7 protein-coding genes are annotated in these 14,809 nt (G+C 56.9%); 3 read left to right on the top strand and 4 right to left on the bottom strand.

The features are described from left to right. The first annotated feature begins 229 nt into the window (after positions 1-229). From tdh to VM554_08565, 3 genes are all read left to right on the top strand, one after another. Positions 230-1,270, top strand: coding sequence for an L-threonine 3-dehydrogenase (tdh, locus tag VM554_08575; protein ID HVJ08428.1), 1,041 nt, complete (start codon positions 230-232; stop codon positions 1,268-1,270). Positions 1,271-1,934: 664 nt separating this feature from the next. Continuing rightward, entirely contained in the window at positions 1,935-5,426 is a 3,492-nt protein-coding gene (locus tag VM554_08570) for a TonB-dependent receptor (protein HVJ08427.1), read from the top strand. A 180-nt stretch (positions 5,427-5,606) separates the two neighbouring features. After that, complete coding sequence (locus VM554_08565; protein ID HVJ08426.1) at positions 5,607-6,596, top strand: tetratricopeptide repeat protein; 990 nt, start codon at positions 5,607-5,609, stop codon at positions 6,594-6,596. A gap of 31 nt (positions 6,597-6,627) precedes the next feature. On the opposite strand, the gene VM554_08560 is transcribed toward VM554_08565, so the two are convergent. The 4 genes from VM554_08560 to VM554_08545 form a co-directional block, all read right to left on the bottom strand. After that, positions 6,628-7,971 (bottom strand): anaerobic sulfatase maturase, encoded by a 1,344-nt coding sequence (locus VM554_08560; GenBank protein HVJ08425.1) that lies wholly within the window; start codon positions 7,969-7,971, stop codon positions 6,628-6,630. A 168-nt stretch (positions 7,972-8,139) separates the two neighbouring features. Then, the gene (locus tag VM554_08555) at positions 8,140-8,469 is read right to left on the bottom strand and encodes a hypothetical protein (GenBank protein ID HVJ08424.1); all 330 of its coding nucleotides are present in this window, start codon (positions 8,467-8,469) and stop codon (positions 8,140-8,142) included. A 46-nt stretch (positions 8,470-8,515) separates the two neighbouring features. Beyond that, positions 8,516-11,158 carry a protein kinase gene (locus VM554_08550; protein ID HVJ08423.1) on the bottom strand — a complete coding sequence of 881 codons (2,643 nt, stop codon included), beginning with the start codon at positions 11,156-11,158 and terminating at the stop codon, positions 8,516-8,518. Positions 11,159-11,332: 174 nt separating this feature from the next. Further along, on the bottom strand, positions 11,333-14,752 hold the full coding sequence (locus VM554_08545) for a TonB-dependent receptor (protein HVJ08422.1): 3,420 nt from the start codon (positions 14,750-14,752) through the stop codon (positions 11,333-11,335). Positions 14,753-14,809 lie beyond the last annotated feature (57 nt).

Here is a 14,809-nt window from a genome sequence, read left to right as displayed (position 1 = left end):
ATCTTCTTCTTTCACCGGATTCGGGGCGGAGAGGTGTTTCCAGCTTATGCGTTGCAAGCTCCTGTATGGGCTGAATGCGCCGTCAGAGGCGCCGTTCTTTCTCATTGAGGCTACAAGTGTGTATCGTTTTTATCAGCACCTGCGACTCGTTTGACCGCGAGCTGCGAGGCGAGGAAGAGATCGCCTGTATGCCTTTGCCGTTAGATTTGCTAACAAAGACTGGAGAAATATGAAAGCACTTGTAAAGGCGCGTTCCGATCGAGGGCTCTGGATTGAAGATGTGCCAGAGCCAAAGGTTGGCATCAACGACGTCAAGATCCGTGTGCTTGCCACCGGCATTTGCGGGACAGACTTGCATATCTATGAGTGGGATTCCTGGGCGCAAAAGACCATCACGCCTCCGCTGGTGATCGGGCACGAGTTCGTCGGAGAGATTGTCGAGGTTGGCTCCAATGTCGCCGACTTCCAGATCGGGGATCGCGTGAGCGGGGAAGGGCACGTGGTTTGTGGACGCTGCCGCAATTGCCTCGCCGGCAGACGCCACTTATGTGCGCATACAAAAGGCGTCGGCGTAAATCGTGCAGGCGCATTTGCCGAGTACATCGTTCTGCCGATGAGCAATATCTGGCGTCATGCTCCGGATGTTCCCATGGATGTGGCTGCGATCTTCGATCCGTTCGGGAATGCAGTGCATACGGCTCTGGCGTTTTCTGTCCTTGGCGAAGACGTTCTGATCACAGGCGCCGGTCCCATCGGAATTATGGCTGCCGCGATTGCGCGACACGCCGGTGCACGAAACGTGGTGATTACGGATCTGAACCCATATCGGCTCGAGCTCGCGAGATCTGCCGGGAAGGTTACGCGCGCCATCGATCCCCGCAAGACCACTCTCGAAGAGGTGCAGAGAGAGCTGGGGATGCAGGAGGGATTCGATATTGGACTGGAGATGTCCGGCAATGTCCAGGCGTTTCAAGGCATGCTGGCGAATCTTAGCCACGGCGCAAAGATCGCCATGCTCGGCATACCCTCTCCCTCCGAAATGTCGATTGATTGGAGCAATGTGATCTTCAATCAGTTCACAATTCGCGGCATCTATGGACGGGAGATGTACGAGACGTGGTACATGATGACGGCCATGCTGCAATCCGGGCTGGATATCAGCAAAGTCATCACGCACCACCTTCCTTGGAACGAGTTTGAAGAGGGCTTCAACGTGATGAAGTCCGGAAACTCCGGCAAAGTGGTCCTCGACTGGAGCAACGTCTCGTAAAGGAGATGTGCCCCGCTACTGCTCCGGAAGACCCTGTATGGAGTCGTGGTCTGGAGTCGTGCCTGCGCGCCATTGTCTGGCGCGCAGGCATGCGCGCGCCCAGCGCATCCAGCACGGAACAATCCTCCCGCCGCCCACCCCCGCACAAGGAACAGTGCTTCGTGGGTGTCCGCTGAAGCCTGGTGACGTGCATCCTGCTGATTAGAAACAAAAAATAAAGGCCAAGAGGGCAAAATTCCGGGCAAGAAAAGCCCTGTGCGGAGCCGTCCAAAAGAGCCGGACAGGACGTCCCATCGCCTGCGTATCTTCCTTGTAAAAACACGTTTCCCTTTAGCTCCTTTAAGGACAATCGATAAAGAGGTTCTATAAGGGGTATAAATTTCGATCTATTTCTATTGACTACTATCCCTTCGTTAGTTTTAATATCGAACACCATTGATTGCAGCGGTAGGCAAGCGTTTTACGGTAAATAGTTAATAAAACGTAATACTTCAATTTCTGGTTGTAGTTAAGTCCCCTCAAGAGCAGGGGCAGGCTGCAATCAATCTTGGTTCTTCAGGAGGCAATGATGTTCAGACGGTTCTTGTTCCTCGTTTTTTGCTTCACGCTTACGGCGACATCCCTATTGGCTCAGCAGGGATCCTCTGCTGCGTTAAACGGAGTTGTGAAAGATTCTTCCGGGGCCGTTGTCGCGGGTGCACAGGTTGTGGCTACCGAGATAACGACCAATGTGCCCACCAAGGCAGTTACGACGGATGCTGGTATCTATAGCTTTCCATCGTTGCCTCCCGGTACTTATAAGATCTCCGCTTCGCATGACGGCTTTCGCCCGGCGACGATTGAAAATGTCACCCTCCACGTAGCGCAACTGCTCACAGTCGATGTGCAGCTTGAGGTCGGAAGCGGTACCGAGACCGTAAGTGTTTCCGGCGATATGGAACTGCTGGAAACCAGCACGGCCCAGATCAGCCACTACGTAACCTCGAAGGAGATGGAGACCTGGCCCCTTGCCGTGACGCATGACGGCGAGCGCCAGCTTCAGGAGTTTATCTTCGACAGCCTGCCGGGAACCAGCGGCGACACCTTTGTGGGCTCCATCAACGGCGGTCAATATTTCTCGAATGAGATTTACCTCGACGGTGTATCGATGGGCACATTCGACACCGCGGAGGGCGCACCGAGTGTAGATGCCATTGGCGACTTCAACATGCAGACGGGCGCGATGGGCGCGCAATACAATGGCGGCGGAACCGCTGTCTCGAACTACAGCATCAAGTCGGGTACGAATCAATTGCATGGAACTCTTTACGAGTTCTTTCAGAACGAAGATCTGAATGCCAATAGTTACAACAACAATCAACGCGGCGCCGGCCGGTCCAAGCAGCGGCTGAATAATTTTGGCGGCACTGTCGGCGGCCCGATCTTCATTCCAAAGGTCTATGACGGAAGAAACAAGTCGTTCTTCTTTGTCTCCGATGAAAAGACCAAGATCACCAATTACGCGCTCTCCGGCAAAAACACCTCGATGCCCACACAGGCAATGCTAGGTGGGGACTTCTCCGCCTTTCTGAATCCCGCTTACACACAGAAGGCTGCATCAGGACAAATCGCGGGTACCGATATCCTGGGACGTCCCGTTCGCTATGGACAGATTTACGACCCGAGCACACAGCGCATTCTGCAGGCCGGGCAGGTCGATCCAGTAACCGGCATGGTAGCTCTCAGCAGGGGACTTGTGCGGGAGCCGTTTGCCAACAACATTATCTCGCCGAGCAAATTCGATCCCGTAGCCGCGGCTTATTTGAAGCTCAAGTTTCCGACAAACTATGTCAACAACATGGTGGTGAATAACATCCCCACATTTTCAGCCGGTCAGCCCACGTTCGATCAGAACGTCTTTGCCGTCAAGCTGGACCAGGTGTTGACATCAACCCAGAAAGCATCGTTCTTCTTCACGACGATAGGCCGGAACCGGAGTAATACCGGATATGGCGCCTGGGCAGTTCCGGGAACGAGCCCGCTGGATACATGGCATTTCCAGAACAATCCTGGGAAGATCATTCGCGCGAACCACTACTGGACTCTTTCGCCGAACATCATGAACCACCTCGGGGTTGGCTACGAACGCTTCACCAACCTATACACGACGCCGTTCTCCAGCCAGCATTGGGGCACTACTCTCGGCCTGCAAAATGTAGCTGCGACTGCCTTCCCGGTGATTACCTTCAGCGGCGGTCAATCCGCTCTTGGCGATAGCACCGACAAGTTGGGAGACAGTTCCAATGGCAGTGGCGGCATCAGCCAAAACGTAATCGGTATCGACCAGGTATTTATTAGCCATGGTGCGCATCAGTTGCAGATCGGAACGGAGTGGCGCTTCTATCGCGAGAATGACATCAACATTTCTTCGCAGGCTACGTTCGGATTTTCGAATACTCAGACTGATGATGGACAGTCCACATCGAAGATTGCAGGAAACGCAGTTGCAAGCTTCCTGCTGGGCCAGGTAAGCAGCACAAGCCGCAAGGTCTATCGTGGAAATTTTGAGTTCAACCGTCGTGAGGTTGGTACCTATATTCAGGACGATTGGAAAGTCTCTCCCCGGCTGTCTCTTAACCTCGGAGTTCGCTGGGAGGTCATGGGAGGAATCACCGAGCCAAATGGCCAGATGACCACCATGAATCCGCTGCTTTCGAATCCCGCCGCAGGCAACGTACTCGGAGCCTTGCAGTTTGCGAGCCAACTTAAAAAGAAGGGGTTTGAGCGCACGGACTGGGGGCTGGTGCTGCCTCGTGTCGGAGTGACGTACGCAATCAATCCGAGACTGGTGTGGAGAGCCGGATTCGGCATCAATACTCAATCGCCTGAGGCAGGTCCCGCATTCGATCTCAATGGTCCGCCTTCAGCCCTGGGGTACAGCGGCAGGATTCAGGTCAACCAGACGACGAATCCTCAGCAGTTTACAGATATGGCGGTTGCCAGGCTTAGCGCCCCGTACCCGTCGTATGCCGGCACGTTGCCGAATTATGATCCCACACAGGCGAATGGGCAGTCGACTGCGTATATCCGTCCCGATGGATCGCGAGTTACCTATGTTGAGAACTACAACATGGGACTCCAATATGACCTCACTAACAAAACCATCGCCGAAATCAATTACGTAGGAAACACCGGCAAGCGCATCTATGCCTACGGAACAGATCAGATGAATCAGTTGCCCATCACGTACTTGTCCAAGTACGGAGATAGCCTGCTTGACGATATCTCTCTGCATCCGGAGGTGCCACTGCCCTATGCAGGTTTCAGCGGTACAGTACAGCAGGCGCTGGCTCCATTTCCGCAATACGCGGGTGGAGGAATCACACAGTACGACGCGAATCTAGGCTGGTCGCGCTATGACTCGCTGCAAGCTACCATCACCCGAAAGGTAACTTCGGGCCTCAATCTCATGGCGGCTTACACGTGGTCCAAGACCATGACGAACACGAACAGCAACTGCAACAGCGGCTCATGCACTCCAGTGCAGGACGTTCAGAATCTGAAGCTGGAGAAGGCCGTGGCGCTGGGCATTCATTACCCGCAGCAGTTCAAGCTGACGGCCTTCTATGACTTGCCTTTCGGTGCAGGGCGGCAGTTTGCGCTGCATGGTCCGGCAAACTGGATTGCCGGAGGATGGACGGTGAGTGCGAATGCCATCTATCAATCCGGTGATACATTGCAGATCACGGATAGCTATGTATCGAACGGTATCTTCGCTTCTACCCGGCCGAACTATACCGGAGCAAATATTAAGCTGGATCAGCACGGCACAATTGACACTGTGCATGCCACCGGCCCGCAATATTTAAATCCTGCGGCATTTACACATGTGCCGCACACCAGCAACAACCTCGTCGCACTCACCACGGGCAACGTTCCTTCGGCCCTTGGATCCATCCTGGGACCCGGTACGGCTACGGAGAATGCTTCTCTGCAGAAGGCGTTCAGCTTTGGCGAAGGGAAGAACTTCGGATTCCGTGCCGATGCGATGAACATGTTCAATCGCGCTGGCCGCGGCGACCCCGTCACCGATATTAACGATTCGAATTTCGGACGCATCCTCGGTACGAGGTATGCTCCGCGTATCGTGCAACTCTCTGGACGCATCACTTTCTAACCCGCTTGTATCCCCGTGGCGGCCCTCGATTCGTAGGGCCGCCCGTTTTTTCTCGATCGATGCAGACAATCCCTCAACTGGGATTGACCCGATCATAGATCCTCTCCAAACTATGATTCAGCGAAGTACAACGGACGTACTTTCTCTCAGCGCATGATCTCAGTACAGAAGAAACGTGGAATGACCCGATGTATCGCGGTTGCCTTTTTCTCTCTGGCTATACTTCCCAGCCACGGACAGGTGCTCCCCGATGCACCGCAGACGCCGGGACAAAACTCCAGCGGCATTGGTGAACTCAATATCGGCAATCCTCAAGTTGCCGAATGTGAAGTGCTGCTCAGGGAGAGTGAGCAGGAGTTTGTCAAAGAGGATTTCTCTTCTGCCATGGCGGCATCTCAGCGAGCCATGGCGGTGTGTCAAGACCAGACCGCGCCGTTGCTCCTCTTGTCGCGCTCGCAGATGCTCTCTCACCAGTTTGAAGCGGCTGAGCAGTCTCTGCATCAGTTGTTAGGCAAGGCTCCCTCTAACCTGCCTGCGCTGATTCAGCTTGGACAGGTTCAATACCTCAACAATCATGATTCCGATGCGGCTAAGTCGTTCCAGCAGGCGATCCACGTGGCGCCAGACCAGCCAGACCCGCACTATTGGCTGGGAAGACTGTATTACCAGGATGGCCGGGTGCAACAAGCCATCGATGAATTTCAAGCAGCGATCCGGTTCGACTCAGCCTACTACAAAGCGTATGACGGCATGGGATTGTGCTACCAGGCGCTGGGACAGAATGGGCAGGCCGCGCAGGATTTTCTAAAGGGTATCGATCTGGTGCACAAAGATCACCCTGACTACGATGTGGTCTACGCGGACTTCGCCGAGCTATTGCTGAAGGTGAATAAGAATAAGCAGGCTTTTGACCTCGCCTCGGAGGCGGCTTCCAGAAATTCCCGGAGCCCACGCAATTTCTTTCTTGCGGGAAAGGCGCTGGAGCAGGACGGACATCCGGATGCAAGCCTTCGCTGGCTGAGGAAAGCCGCGCAGATGGACCCTGCATACCCTGACCCGCACTATCTGCTGGCGCGCATTTATCGCAGGCAGGGCAAGGATGCTGAGGCCCGTCAGGAAGCGGCTATTCTGCAGACTCTAGCGGCTCACGCGCCGCAGGTGAGACGGTAGCAGCGAATGCTGTTGCCACAATTTTCTATTGTTATGACATCTTCGAAGAGATACGGTGAGGCCGGGAGCCGGCCTTTCCAGAGCCGCAGCAACGCTTGAATTTCTGACCGCTGCCGCAAGGACAGGGAGCATTCAGCGGGATCGGCGCAGAGCGTGTTGCTTGTGCCCTCTGCGCGCGCAGATAGGTCATAACGTTGGCTGCGGGCCTGGAGTGTGCTAACTCGTCCGCCATGAGCTTCATCGCCGGATCCACATGCGTGAAGAATCGTTTATACGCCGCGCAGAGATAGTTCAGGCCGGGCTCTCCATCGGGGGTGGTCGCAAAGCGATGCTTGGGGCATTCGCCGTTGCAGGCAAAGCGCACCTCGCATTCCCGGCAGTAGTTGGGCAGGGTTGTTGCCTTCTCTTGCCCGAACTGCTGTTGCTGCGGAGAATCCACCATGGCGCGCAGATTCTTCTCCATGATGTTGCCGAGACGATTTTCCGGATAGACGAAGTGATCGCAGGAGTAAACATCCCCATTGTGCTCAATAGCCAGCGCGGACCCGCAGGTGGGGCGGAAGACGCATAAGCTGGATTGCATGCCCACCCACATCTCCAGCGAGACGTCGAATAGCTGAACGAAGATCTGTCCAACGTCATTCAGAATCCACTCATCGAAGATCGCGCACAAGAACTCGCCATAGGCTGCGGGATCCACCGACCAGGGCGTGACGTCTGCCGGTGACGAATTCCGCGGCGATACGAGCTTCAGTTCGCTGACCGGAGACACCGCTGCTCGCTCGGCGATGGGGATGAACTGGATAAAGCCGCTGCCCGATCTCCGCAGAAAATCGTAGACCTCAAGAGGATGACCGACATTGCCGGCGTGAACGGTGGTGAGGGTATTAAATTCCACCGCATGTTTCTTCAAGAAATGGATGCCGCGAAAGACGCGATCAAAGGTTGGCTGCCCGCCTTTGTCGACGCGATAGCGATCATGCAACCTTCGTGGTCCATCGATGGAGATGCCGACCAGTACGCGATTCTTCGCGAATAACTCACCCCATGCGTCATTGAGCAACACACCATTGGTTTGAAAGGCGTTGGTGATCTGCTTTCCTTCTGCATATTTTTGCTGCAGCGCAAATACCTGGCGGAAGTAGTCAATTCCCAGCAGCGTGGGTTCGCCGCCCTGCCACGCAAAGTTGATGGTGGAGGTATCTTGTTGCTGGATGTATTGCTGAATATAGCGGTCGAGAACCTCCGGGCTCATCGACCATTGAGACGTTCCTGGGTAGAGCGTCTCCTTCTCCAGATAAAAGCAATACGAGCAATCCAGATTGCAGATGGGGCCGATCGGCTTGGTGAGAATGTGAAATGGAGTCGCGGCCATCCTGGGTATTATCGGCGGGTTGAAAGAGCCTTTGCAAGTTCAGCAGATTGTGCGATGAGCACAGCAATTGCGTGTTTTTCAGCTGGCAATGCAATTCCCCCGGTGGCGGCCTTCCACCAGGGGAATCGAGGAGTAGCCCTGAAGTCTTCTGGGTTCCAATGGCCCGTTCTACTTAGTAGGCTGCGGCACGGAACTGCCCACCTGGATTGTCTTGCTGGTAGTAGCGGTCGGATCGGGGCCGCACGCGCCTCCATCGGTCTTGTACTTGTACTTGGAGTCCTTGTCGGCCGTCGGTTGCGCACCATTCGGATAGGTGATGGGGTCAGGCCAGGTATCGCCTGCGGCAAAAGTCTGTCCATCGGGAAGACTGGGGGTGAAATCGTCTGCATCGACGCTACAAAAGACTCCCGCTTCGGTGAAGGTGAATTGGAGATAGTCGGTGGATAGCATCGTGATGTCGACATCCGGTGGAATCGACACAGGATTGGGTGGTTGCATCGTAGTACCTCCTCTGACTTGTATTGGTTCCCTGGGGGTAGGCCTACTATTTGCCGGGGTGGAATTTCGGGTCCTGTAGCAGTGCCTGCAGATCCGGATCGGTCCTGGCTTGATCCAGAGTGAGGCCCTTCTGCAAAGCCTTCTCAAGATACTCCATTGCATGGCCGCGGTCACCAAGTAATTCATAGACATCCGCGATATTCGATAGAATCTGCGGATCGTCGGGCGCGAGCGCCACGGAGGTCTGAACTTCCTCAAGAGCGCGATCTTTCTCTTTGTTCATCGCATGCAGAACCGCAAATTCCGATTGTGCCGCGGCATCCTGAGGCTTGAGCCGGACTGCCTGCTCGACCATCGGAAGCATTCGTTTCCTTACCGCTTCCGCCTTTGCGCTGTCCTTTAGCCATCGGTAGTCTCCCAGCAGATTGTTCCAAACCAGGTAATCGTTGTCGTTCAGTTGCAGGGCCTTTTCCGTCGCCGCTGCCGACTCCGCATACCTCTGTTGCACCGTATAGAGGTTTCCTAGATTGGTGTATGCGGGATAGCTTGGAGCCAGTTCGATCGACTTCTTCAACGCTTGTTCTGCTGCCGGGTAGGACGTCGCATCGCCGGATTCGAGATAGGCTCCTCCCAGATTGATAAGAACCTGCGCATTGTCCGGTGTGAGCTGCAGCGCACGTTGATACTGCGCGATGGCCTGGGGAAACTTGTTCTGCCGCTCATAAAAGTTGCCCAGGTTGTTGTGCCCGTCCCAGTCATCCGGACGGAGCGCGGCTGCTTTCTGGTAGGCGGCGTCGGCATCCGCGATGCGGCCAGATCGTTCATAGGCTGCTGCGAGACCGCTCAGTGCGGACGAGTTTCGGGGATCAATGTCCAGGGCATGCTGAAACTCCTGCAGTGCAAGATCGCGCTTGCCGGTTGTGTCATGGATCTTCCCGAGTGTCACGTAGACCGCGGCCATGCGGTTGTCGAGCTCCGCGGCCTTCTGGCAATTGGCTTCTGCCTCGGTCAGCCACTTCGCGTTGGTGTCTACCCGATACTTCAGGCGATAGGCTTCGCCCAGTTGCGCATAGCCGAGGGCAAAGCGCGGGTCCGTCTTCACCGAGTTCTGCAGATCGGTGATCGCCAGGTCAAGATTGCCCGGTTTGTCGTAGCGCTGCATGTAGCCCAGCGCGGTCAGGTAGTACTCATACGCAGCGGGATTTACGGATCCGCCTGTGTTGCGCAACATCTCAGCGGAGACGGTGATATTCATCAGTCGCGCCAGACGGGAAACGGCTTCGTTCTCCAGCGTCGAAAGGTCGCCTGCCTGATCTTCAATCTCGGCAGAGCCAATCTGCCGCAGGTGGCTGGTGTCGATGAGATTGATATTCAGGCGCACCGCCTTGCCATCCCTCTCGACCGAACCCTTTACCACCAGGTTCGCGCCCAGGTCCTTCAGCGCGTCAGCCGGATCGGTGATCCGACGGCGACGAACCTCGCTGGTTGGCACCACCCAGAGCGATTGATTGCCTAGCTCCAGGTTGGACAGCTTCGCGGCGAGTGAGTCCATCAGCCCCTCAACCAGCGCGGCGTTCTCCGGATTGTTTCCGATGTTGTCGAAGGGAAGCACGGCGATGTGCTTCTGGCTGCTGCCAAACAGGGCGTCGTGGATTCGCTCCCGCAGAGAAGGGACCAGTAGAAGAGTTGTGGCCGCGACCAGCACAACAGCAATCGCCGCAATCGCCCATGGCATCCATCCGCGACGCCTCCGGGGGACGGCTGCCCATGAGGGCCGCGCAGCCTCCTCAATAGCGCGACGAACCGCCGGTGTCGCTTTCACGCGGCGCGATCCTGGCTGAGAAGGGACCGGTTCCTCCTGCAACTCCGGCAGCAGTGCTTTCAGATCGGCCAGCAGATCGGAGCAGCTCTGATACCGGCTCCCCGGCTCTTTCGCCAGTGCGTTGTAGATCACGTGTTGCAGGGCCATCGGAAGAGTATCGATCGAGCTGGGGCCCTCATTCAGAATCGCCATCAGCGTAGCCGGGATGGTACCGCGCTCAAACGGATTCCGGCCCGTAACCATCTCCGCCAGAACCACACCCAGCGCCCAGATATCCGTGCGTGGATCCACCAGCTTGCCCAGGGATTGCTCGGGGGACATATAACTCACCGTGCCTGTAATCCCCGTCTGCGAAGCCGTCTGCGCGCTCATGACGTGAGCAAGCCCGAAGTCCACGATTCTGACGGAGCCACTGCTGGTGAGCATTACATTGGACGGCTTGATGTCCCGGTGAACGATGTGGCGCGAATGAGCTTCTTCCAGGCCACGTGCGATCTCAATGGCAATCTCGACGGCTTTGCGGTAGGGAAGAGGTCCGTTGCGCAGCTCCTGTGCCAGTGAGGAGCCCTCATAAAAAGCCATGACGATAAAGGTGCGCCCGTCCGGTGTCTCCTCGATGCCGTGGATGACTCCGATGTTGGCATGATCCAGCGAGGAAGCGGTGCGCGCTTCGCGAAGAAATCGCTGCTTCTCGGTTTCGCTTGCGTTCAGCTCCGGTGGCAGGAACTTCAGCGCCACGGTGCGTTCCAGCCTCAGATCGCGCGCCCGGTAGACCACGCCCATGCCCCCGGCTCCAGCCATTCCCAGGATCTTGTAGCAGCTCCCGACAATTTCTCCAGAGGCAAGCGTACTCACGGGTTCCGGCATAACACTTCCTGACGTGGCCGCGGACTGGTTGGGGTGAAATGCTGACCCAAAAAACAGAAAACGAGGAAACAGAAAACCAAACTAGAGAAAACCCTGTGCGATGGTACTCATGCGGGCGGGTGCGATGCAAGATATACGCGAACGCCCGGCCGCATCCTTTACGACTGGGGATCTCTAATAGATTAGCTTCAGCGAAAATTGAATCTGCCGGGAATTCCCCGCGGTCTTGCTGATCTCTCCGAAACCGGCGCCCCGTAGCGTGTTCGCCGGCAAACCCATGGTCACAATGTTGAAGAGGTTGAACAGCTCCGCGCGGAATTGCAGATTGGCCAGCTCGACCCCATTCCTGCGCTTGCCGAAAGGCGTGTTCTTGATAAACGCGAAATCAAAGTTATAGAAGGCAGGTCCGCGGAATGTGTTGCGGCCCAGCGTGCCGAAACGTCCCTGGTTGGGGCCCGTTCCTCCCGGCACGTGGATCGGGATGAAGAAGAACGAAGCGTTATCCGCACCCTTGCCAAAGTAGTCTTCGCGCGTCTTTCTCGCGGTGGAAAGATGCGGTTTCGCGATCTGATCTGGCCGGTCCGTACCGTTGGAGCCAGCCCCGGTTTGCTGCACGCCGGAGTAAACCGTAAAGGGGGATCCGCTGGTGATGGTGGAGATGCTCAGCATCTGCCATCCGCCCGTAAGCTTGCGGCTGATGCCGCTCAGAAAACCGAGGTCCTGCAACTGCAGGTCCTGGGCTGCGCTCAGCGTAAAGGCGTGCCCCACATCGAAGGCCGATGGCCCCTTCTCGGGATGCGTGTCGTAAGGATCCTGCGGAAAGCCCTGAGCCACGGCGCCCGTTGCTCCGGAACTGCCAGAGACGGAACTCGTGTCGTCCAGCGATTTGCTCCACGTATAGCTGGCGGAAAGATTGGGTCCACCGTGACCTACGCTTCCGGAGAGCGAGGTCTGCAGCGCGTGGTACGTGGAGTGTGCCGTAGCCGTAATCAGATTCTCCACGCCAAAGCCGCCAGTCACCGCTCCGGAGGCGTCAAACTGCGTATAGGGAGCGAATGCAGGATCCGCGCCTGGATACGCATTGGGAAAGCTCCACCGCGGCAGCTTCACGCCGGCGGTCCCCACATAGTTCACATCCGCCGTCAGGTCGCCGAAGTGCCGCTCCAGACCTGCCGTCCAGGTATACAGGGTTCCATTGCCAAATTCCCGGTCGATTCCGCTCAGGAACAAAGGGCTCACCGCATGGCTGGGGGAGAGAGCCGCAACGTCTTTCTCGTAACGGTCAATATCCATCGGCGTGTTTGGCCTTACGCCCTTGCTGCCGCCGTTGGCAAAAATGTCCTGCCCCGACGGCGTATAAGCCCGCGGCAACTGCGAGGGAAGAATCTGAAATCCATAGGGAACCAGCGCGCCTTTTGCGGCCGTCAGACGGGGATAGATGACAAACGGCGTGGAGCCGGTAAGAAAGTTGTCCTGCCAGATATTCGGAGGAATTACGGTGATGCCGCCTCCGCCGTGAAATTGCAGCCGCTCGGAGGGACTCCACGTCAACTGCACGCGAGGGCCCCAACCATCCAGATTTGTCTTGTACCCCGGTTGCGGGTTGACCACATATTCCTGCCCGCCTGCGGTATTCAGAAATCCGCCAGTTCGCTTCGCGCGCTCCGTGATTGGGGTATAAATCTCCCATCGGACACCATAGTCCAGCAGGAAGTGGCTCGACATCTTCCATGCATCCTGCAGATAGATTGCCCAGCCATTTCGATTGATGGCTGCCGGGCCAATGTGTGGACCGTTGGAGAAATAGCTCGGCGCCACGGCCACGGTGTAGAGGAACGCGCTCCCCGAAAGCAGGCCCGTCAGCGTATCCGGCAGCGGATCTCCGGCGTGGATATCATGCGTCCCGCTCCGCGACGAAATATCCGTCCGCGCATAGGCTGTGCCGCCGCCAAAATCGTACTCGCCATTGGGGCTGGTGCCGAAGTATGTCGTGTCCCGGTTCACGCGAACTTCGCCGCCGAACTTCCATTTGTGCCGCTCTGTTGTGAACGAAAGATTCCCCTGCGCCTGGAACAGGTTGCCGAACGCCGTCATCACGGATCCCGCTGCCGAATTGAAAGCCTCAAAGGATCCGTCGTTGAACTTCACTCCAGCGTCGGTCAGGTTGGGAGTCGGAAAGGAAGGCGTGCTTCGCGTGATGCTCAACGACGACTCCATCGTGAAGCGTGGCGACGCGGTACGCGTAAAGGTGGCCACCAGATTTCGTTGACGGTCCTGGTATTGCACTCCAAAGGAAGGGTCGATTGCGGTTTGGTCGGGATTCGTCGTCGGCCCTGTGAGGTTGTTGTAGTTGAAGCGCACGAGAAAGTGGTTCTTCGGCGAGAAGTTGTGGTCCAGGCGGATGGAGAATTGGTCCGCATTCGTCGTAACCTTTGACGAAGTGGCGTAGGTGTGGGCTCCATACGGTCCTGTTGCAAGGTTGGGCAAAGGATACCGCGCCAGAACCTTTGCGATCCCCGCATCCACAGGTACGGTCAGCACATCGCCCGGATAAGCTGTTGTGTCCAGCCCGCTGCGCTCTTCTGCCGTAGGTACGGGGAAGACCTGCGTCGTTCCCAACACCTGCCGAAAGCCCTGGTACTGGCCGAAATAGAAAGTTTTTCCTCTGCCGTCATACATGCCGGGTATCCGCACCGGCCCGCCGTTGGTAAAGCCAAACTCATTGCGCCGGAAAGGCGGAATCCGCTCCGGATGCGCCGCCGAAGCATGATCGAAATAGTTGCGCGCGTCGAACGCCGAGTTCCGCACAAACTCAAATACCGATCCGTGAAATCCGCTGGAACCGGATCGCGTGATGATATTGGTGAATCCGGCTGCGCCCCGGCCCACCTGCGCCGGCATCCACCCCGAACTCGACTGGATCTCCTGGACTGCATCCACATTGAAGTTGGAGAAGGTCGATCCACCCATCTCCGGGTCGCTGATGTCGGCTCCGTCCATCGCGAAGACTGCTTCCACTCCGCGTTGTCCGTTGATGGCGAACTGCTGCGTAAAGTTGGTGGCTCCATTCGCATCGGTCATCGTTCCAGCGGCCAGCAGCAGGAGCTGGCTGAAGTCGCGCTTGTTGAGCGGAAGTTCCGTCACCGCCTGGCTCGACAGTTCCTCGCCGCCGGTAGCCGTGCGTTGCTCCACCAGCGTGGCGAGGGAGATGCTGTTCTGCCCGGAGAGGGTCACCACCATGGGCGGCCCATTCGCAGCAACCGTCACCGTCTCTGGACTCTCAACCTTGTGATGGGCAAATTCAACGGTCAACTTATAGCGCCCGGCGGCCAGGCCGGTCAGACGGAAGTGCCCATCCACCCCTGTCGTCGCCTCCTGCGCGATGCCGTGGTCTTTCAGCCGGACGACAACGCCGCTTACCGGTGCGCCGCTCGCGTTCCGTACCACTCCCTGCCATGCTATAGAAGCCTGCTGTGCGCGTGCCGGAAGAGAAAGCAGAAGGCACAGTGCGAGTCCCCAGAAAGCAAGTCCTCGGAGCGTGCAGCGCATCGCCGCCAGACCGATCCCACCAGATAAAGGTCCGCCTCTTGGCATGTTGCGTCCATCTCCTCAGATTGCGCGCCGCATTCCGTCGGCGATCCGTTTGCGAGA

Source organism: Acidisarcina sp. (assembly GCA_035539175.1).
Taxonomy (GTDB): Bacteria; Acidobacteriota; Terriglobia; order Terriglobales; family Acidobacteriaceae; genus JANXZS01.
Note: the sequence above shows the minus strand (reverse complement) of the source record. Positions and strands in the feature narration are given on the sequence as shown.

Coding starts and splice junctions, on each gene's coding strand:
- tdh (HVJ08428.1), top strand. CDS start 230: ATGAAAGCACTTGTAAAGGCGCGTTCCGATCGAGGGCTCTGGATTGAA.
- VM554_08565 (HVJ08426.1), top strand. CDS start 5,607: ATGACCCGATGTATCGCGGTTGCCTTTTTCTCTCTGGCTATACTTCCC.
- VM554_08560 (HVJ08425.1), bottom strand. CDS start 7,971: ATGGCCGCGACTCCATTTCACATTCTCACCAAGCCGATCGGCCCCATC.
- VM554_08555 (HVJ08424.1), bottom strand. CDS start 8,469: ATGCAACCACCCAATCCTGTGTCGATTCCACCGGATGTCGACATCACG.
- VM554_08550 (HVJ08423.1), bottom strand. CDS start 11,158: ATGCCGGAACCCGTGAGTACGCTTGCCTCTGGAGAAATTGTCGGGAGC.
- VM554_08545 (HVJ08422.1), bottom strand. CDS start 14,752: ATGCCAAGAGGCGGACCTTTATCTGGTGGGATCGGTCTGGCGGCGATG.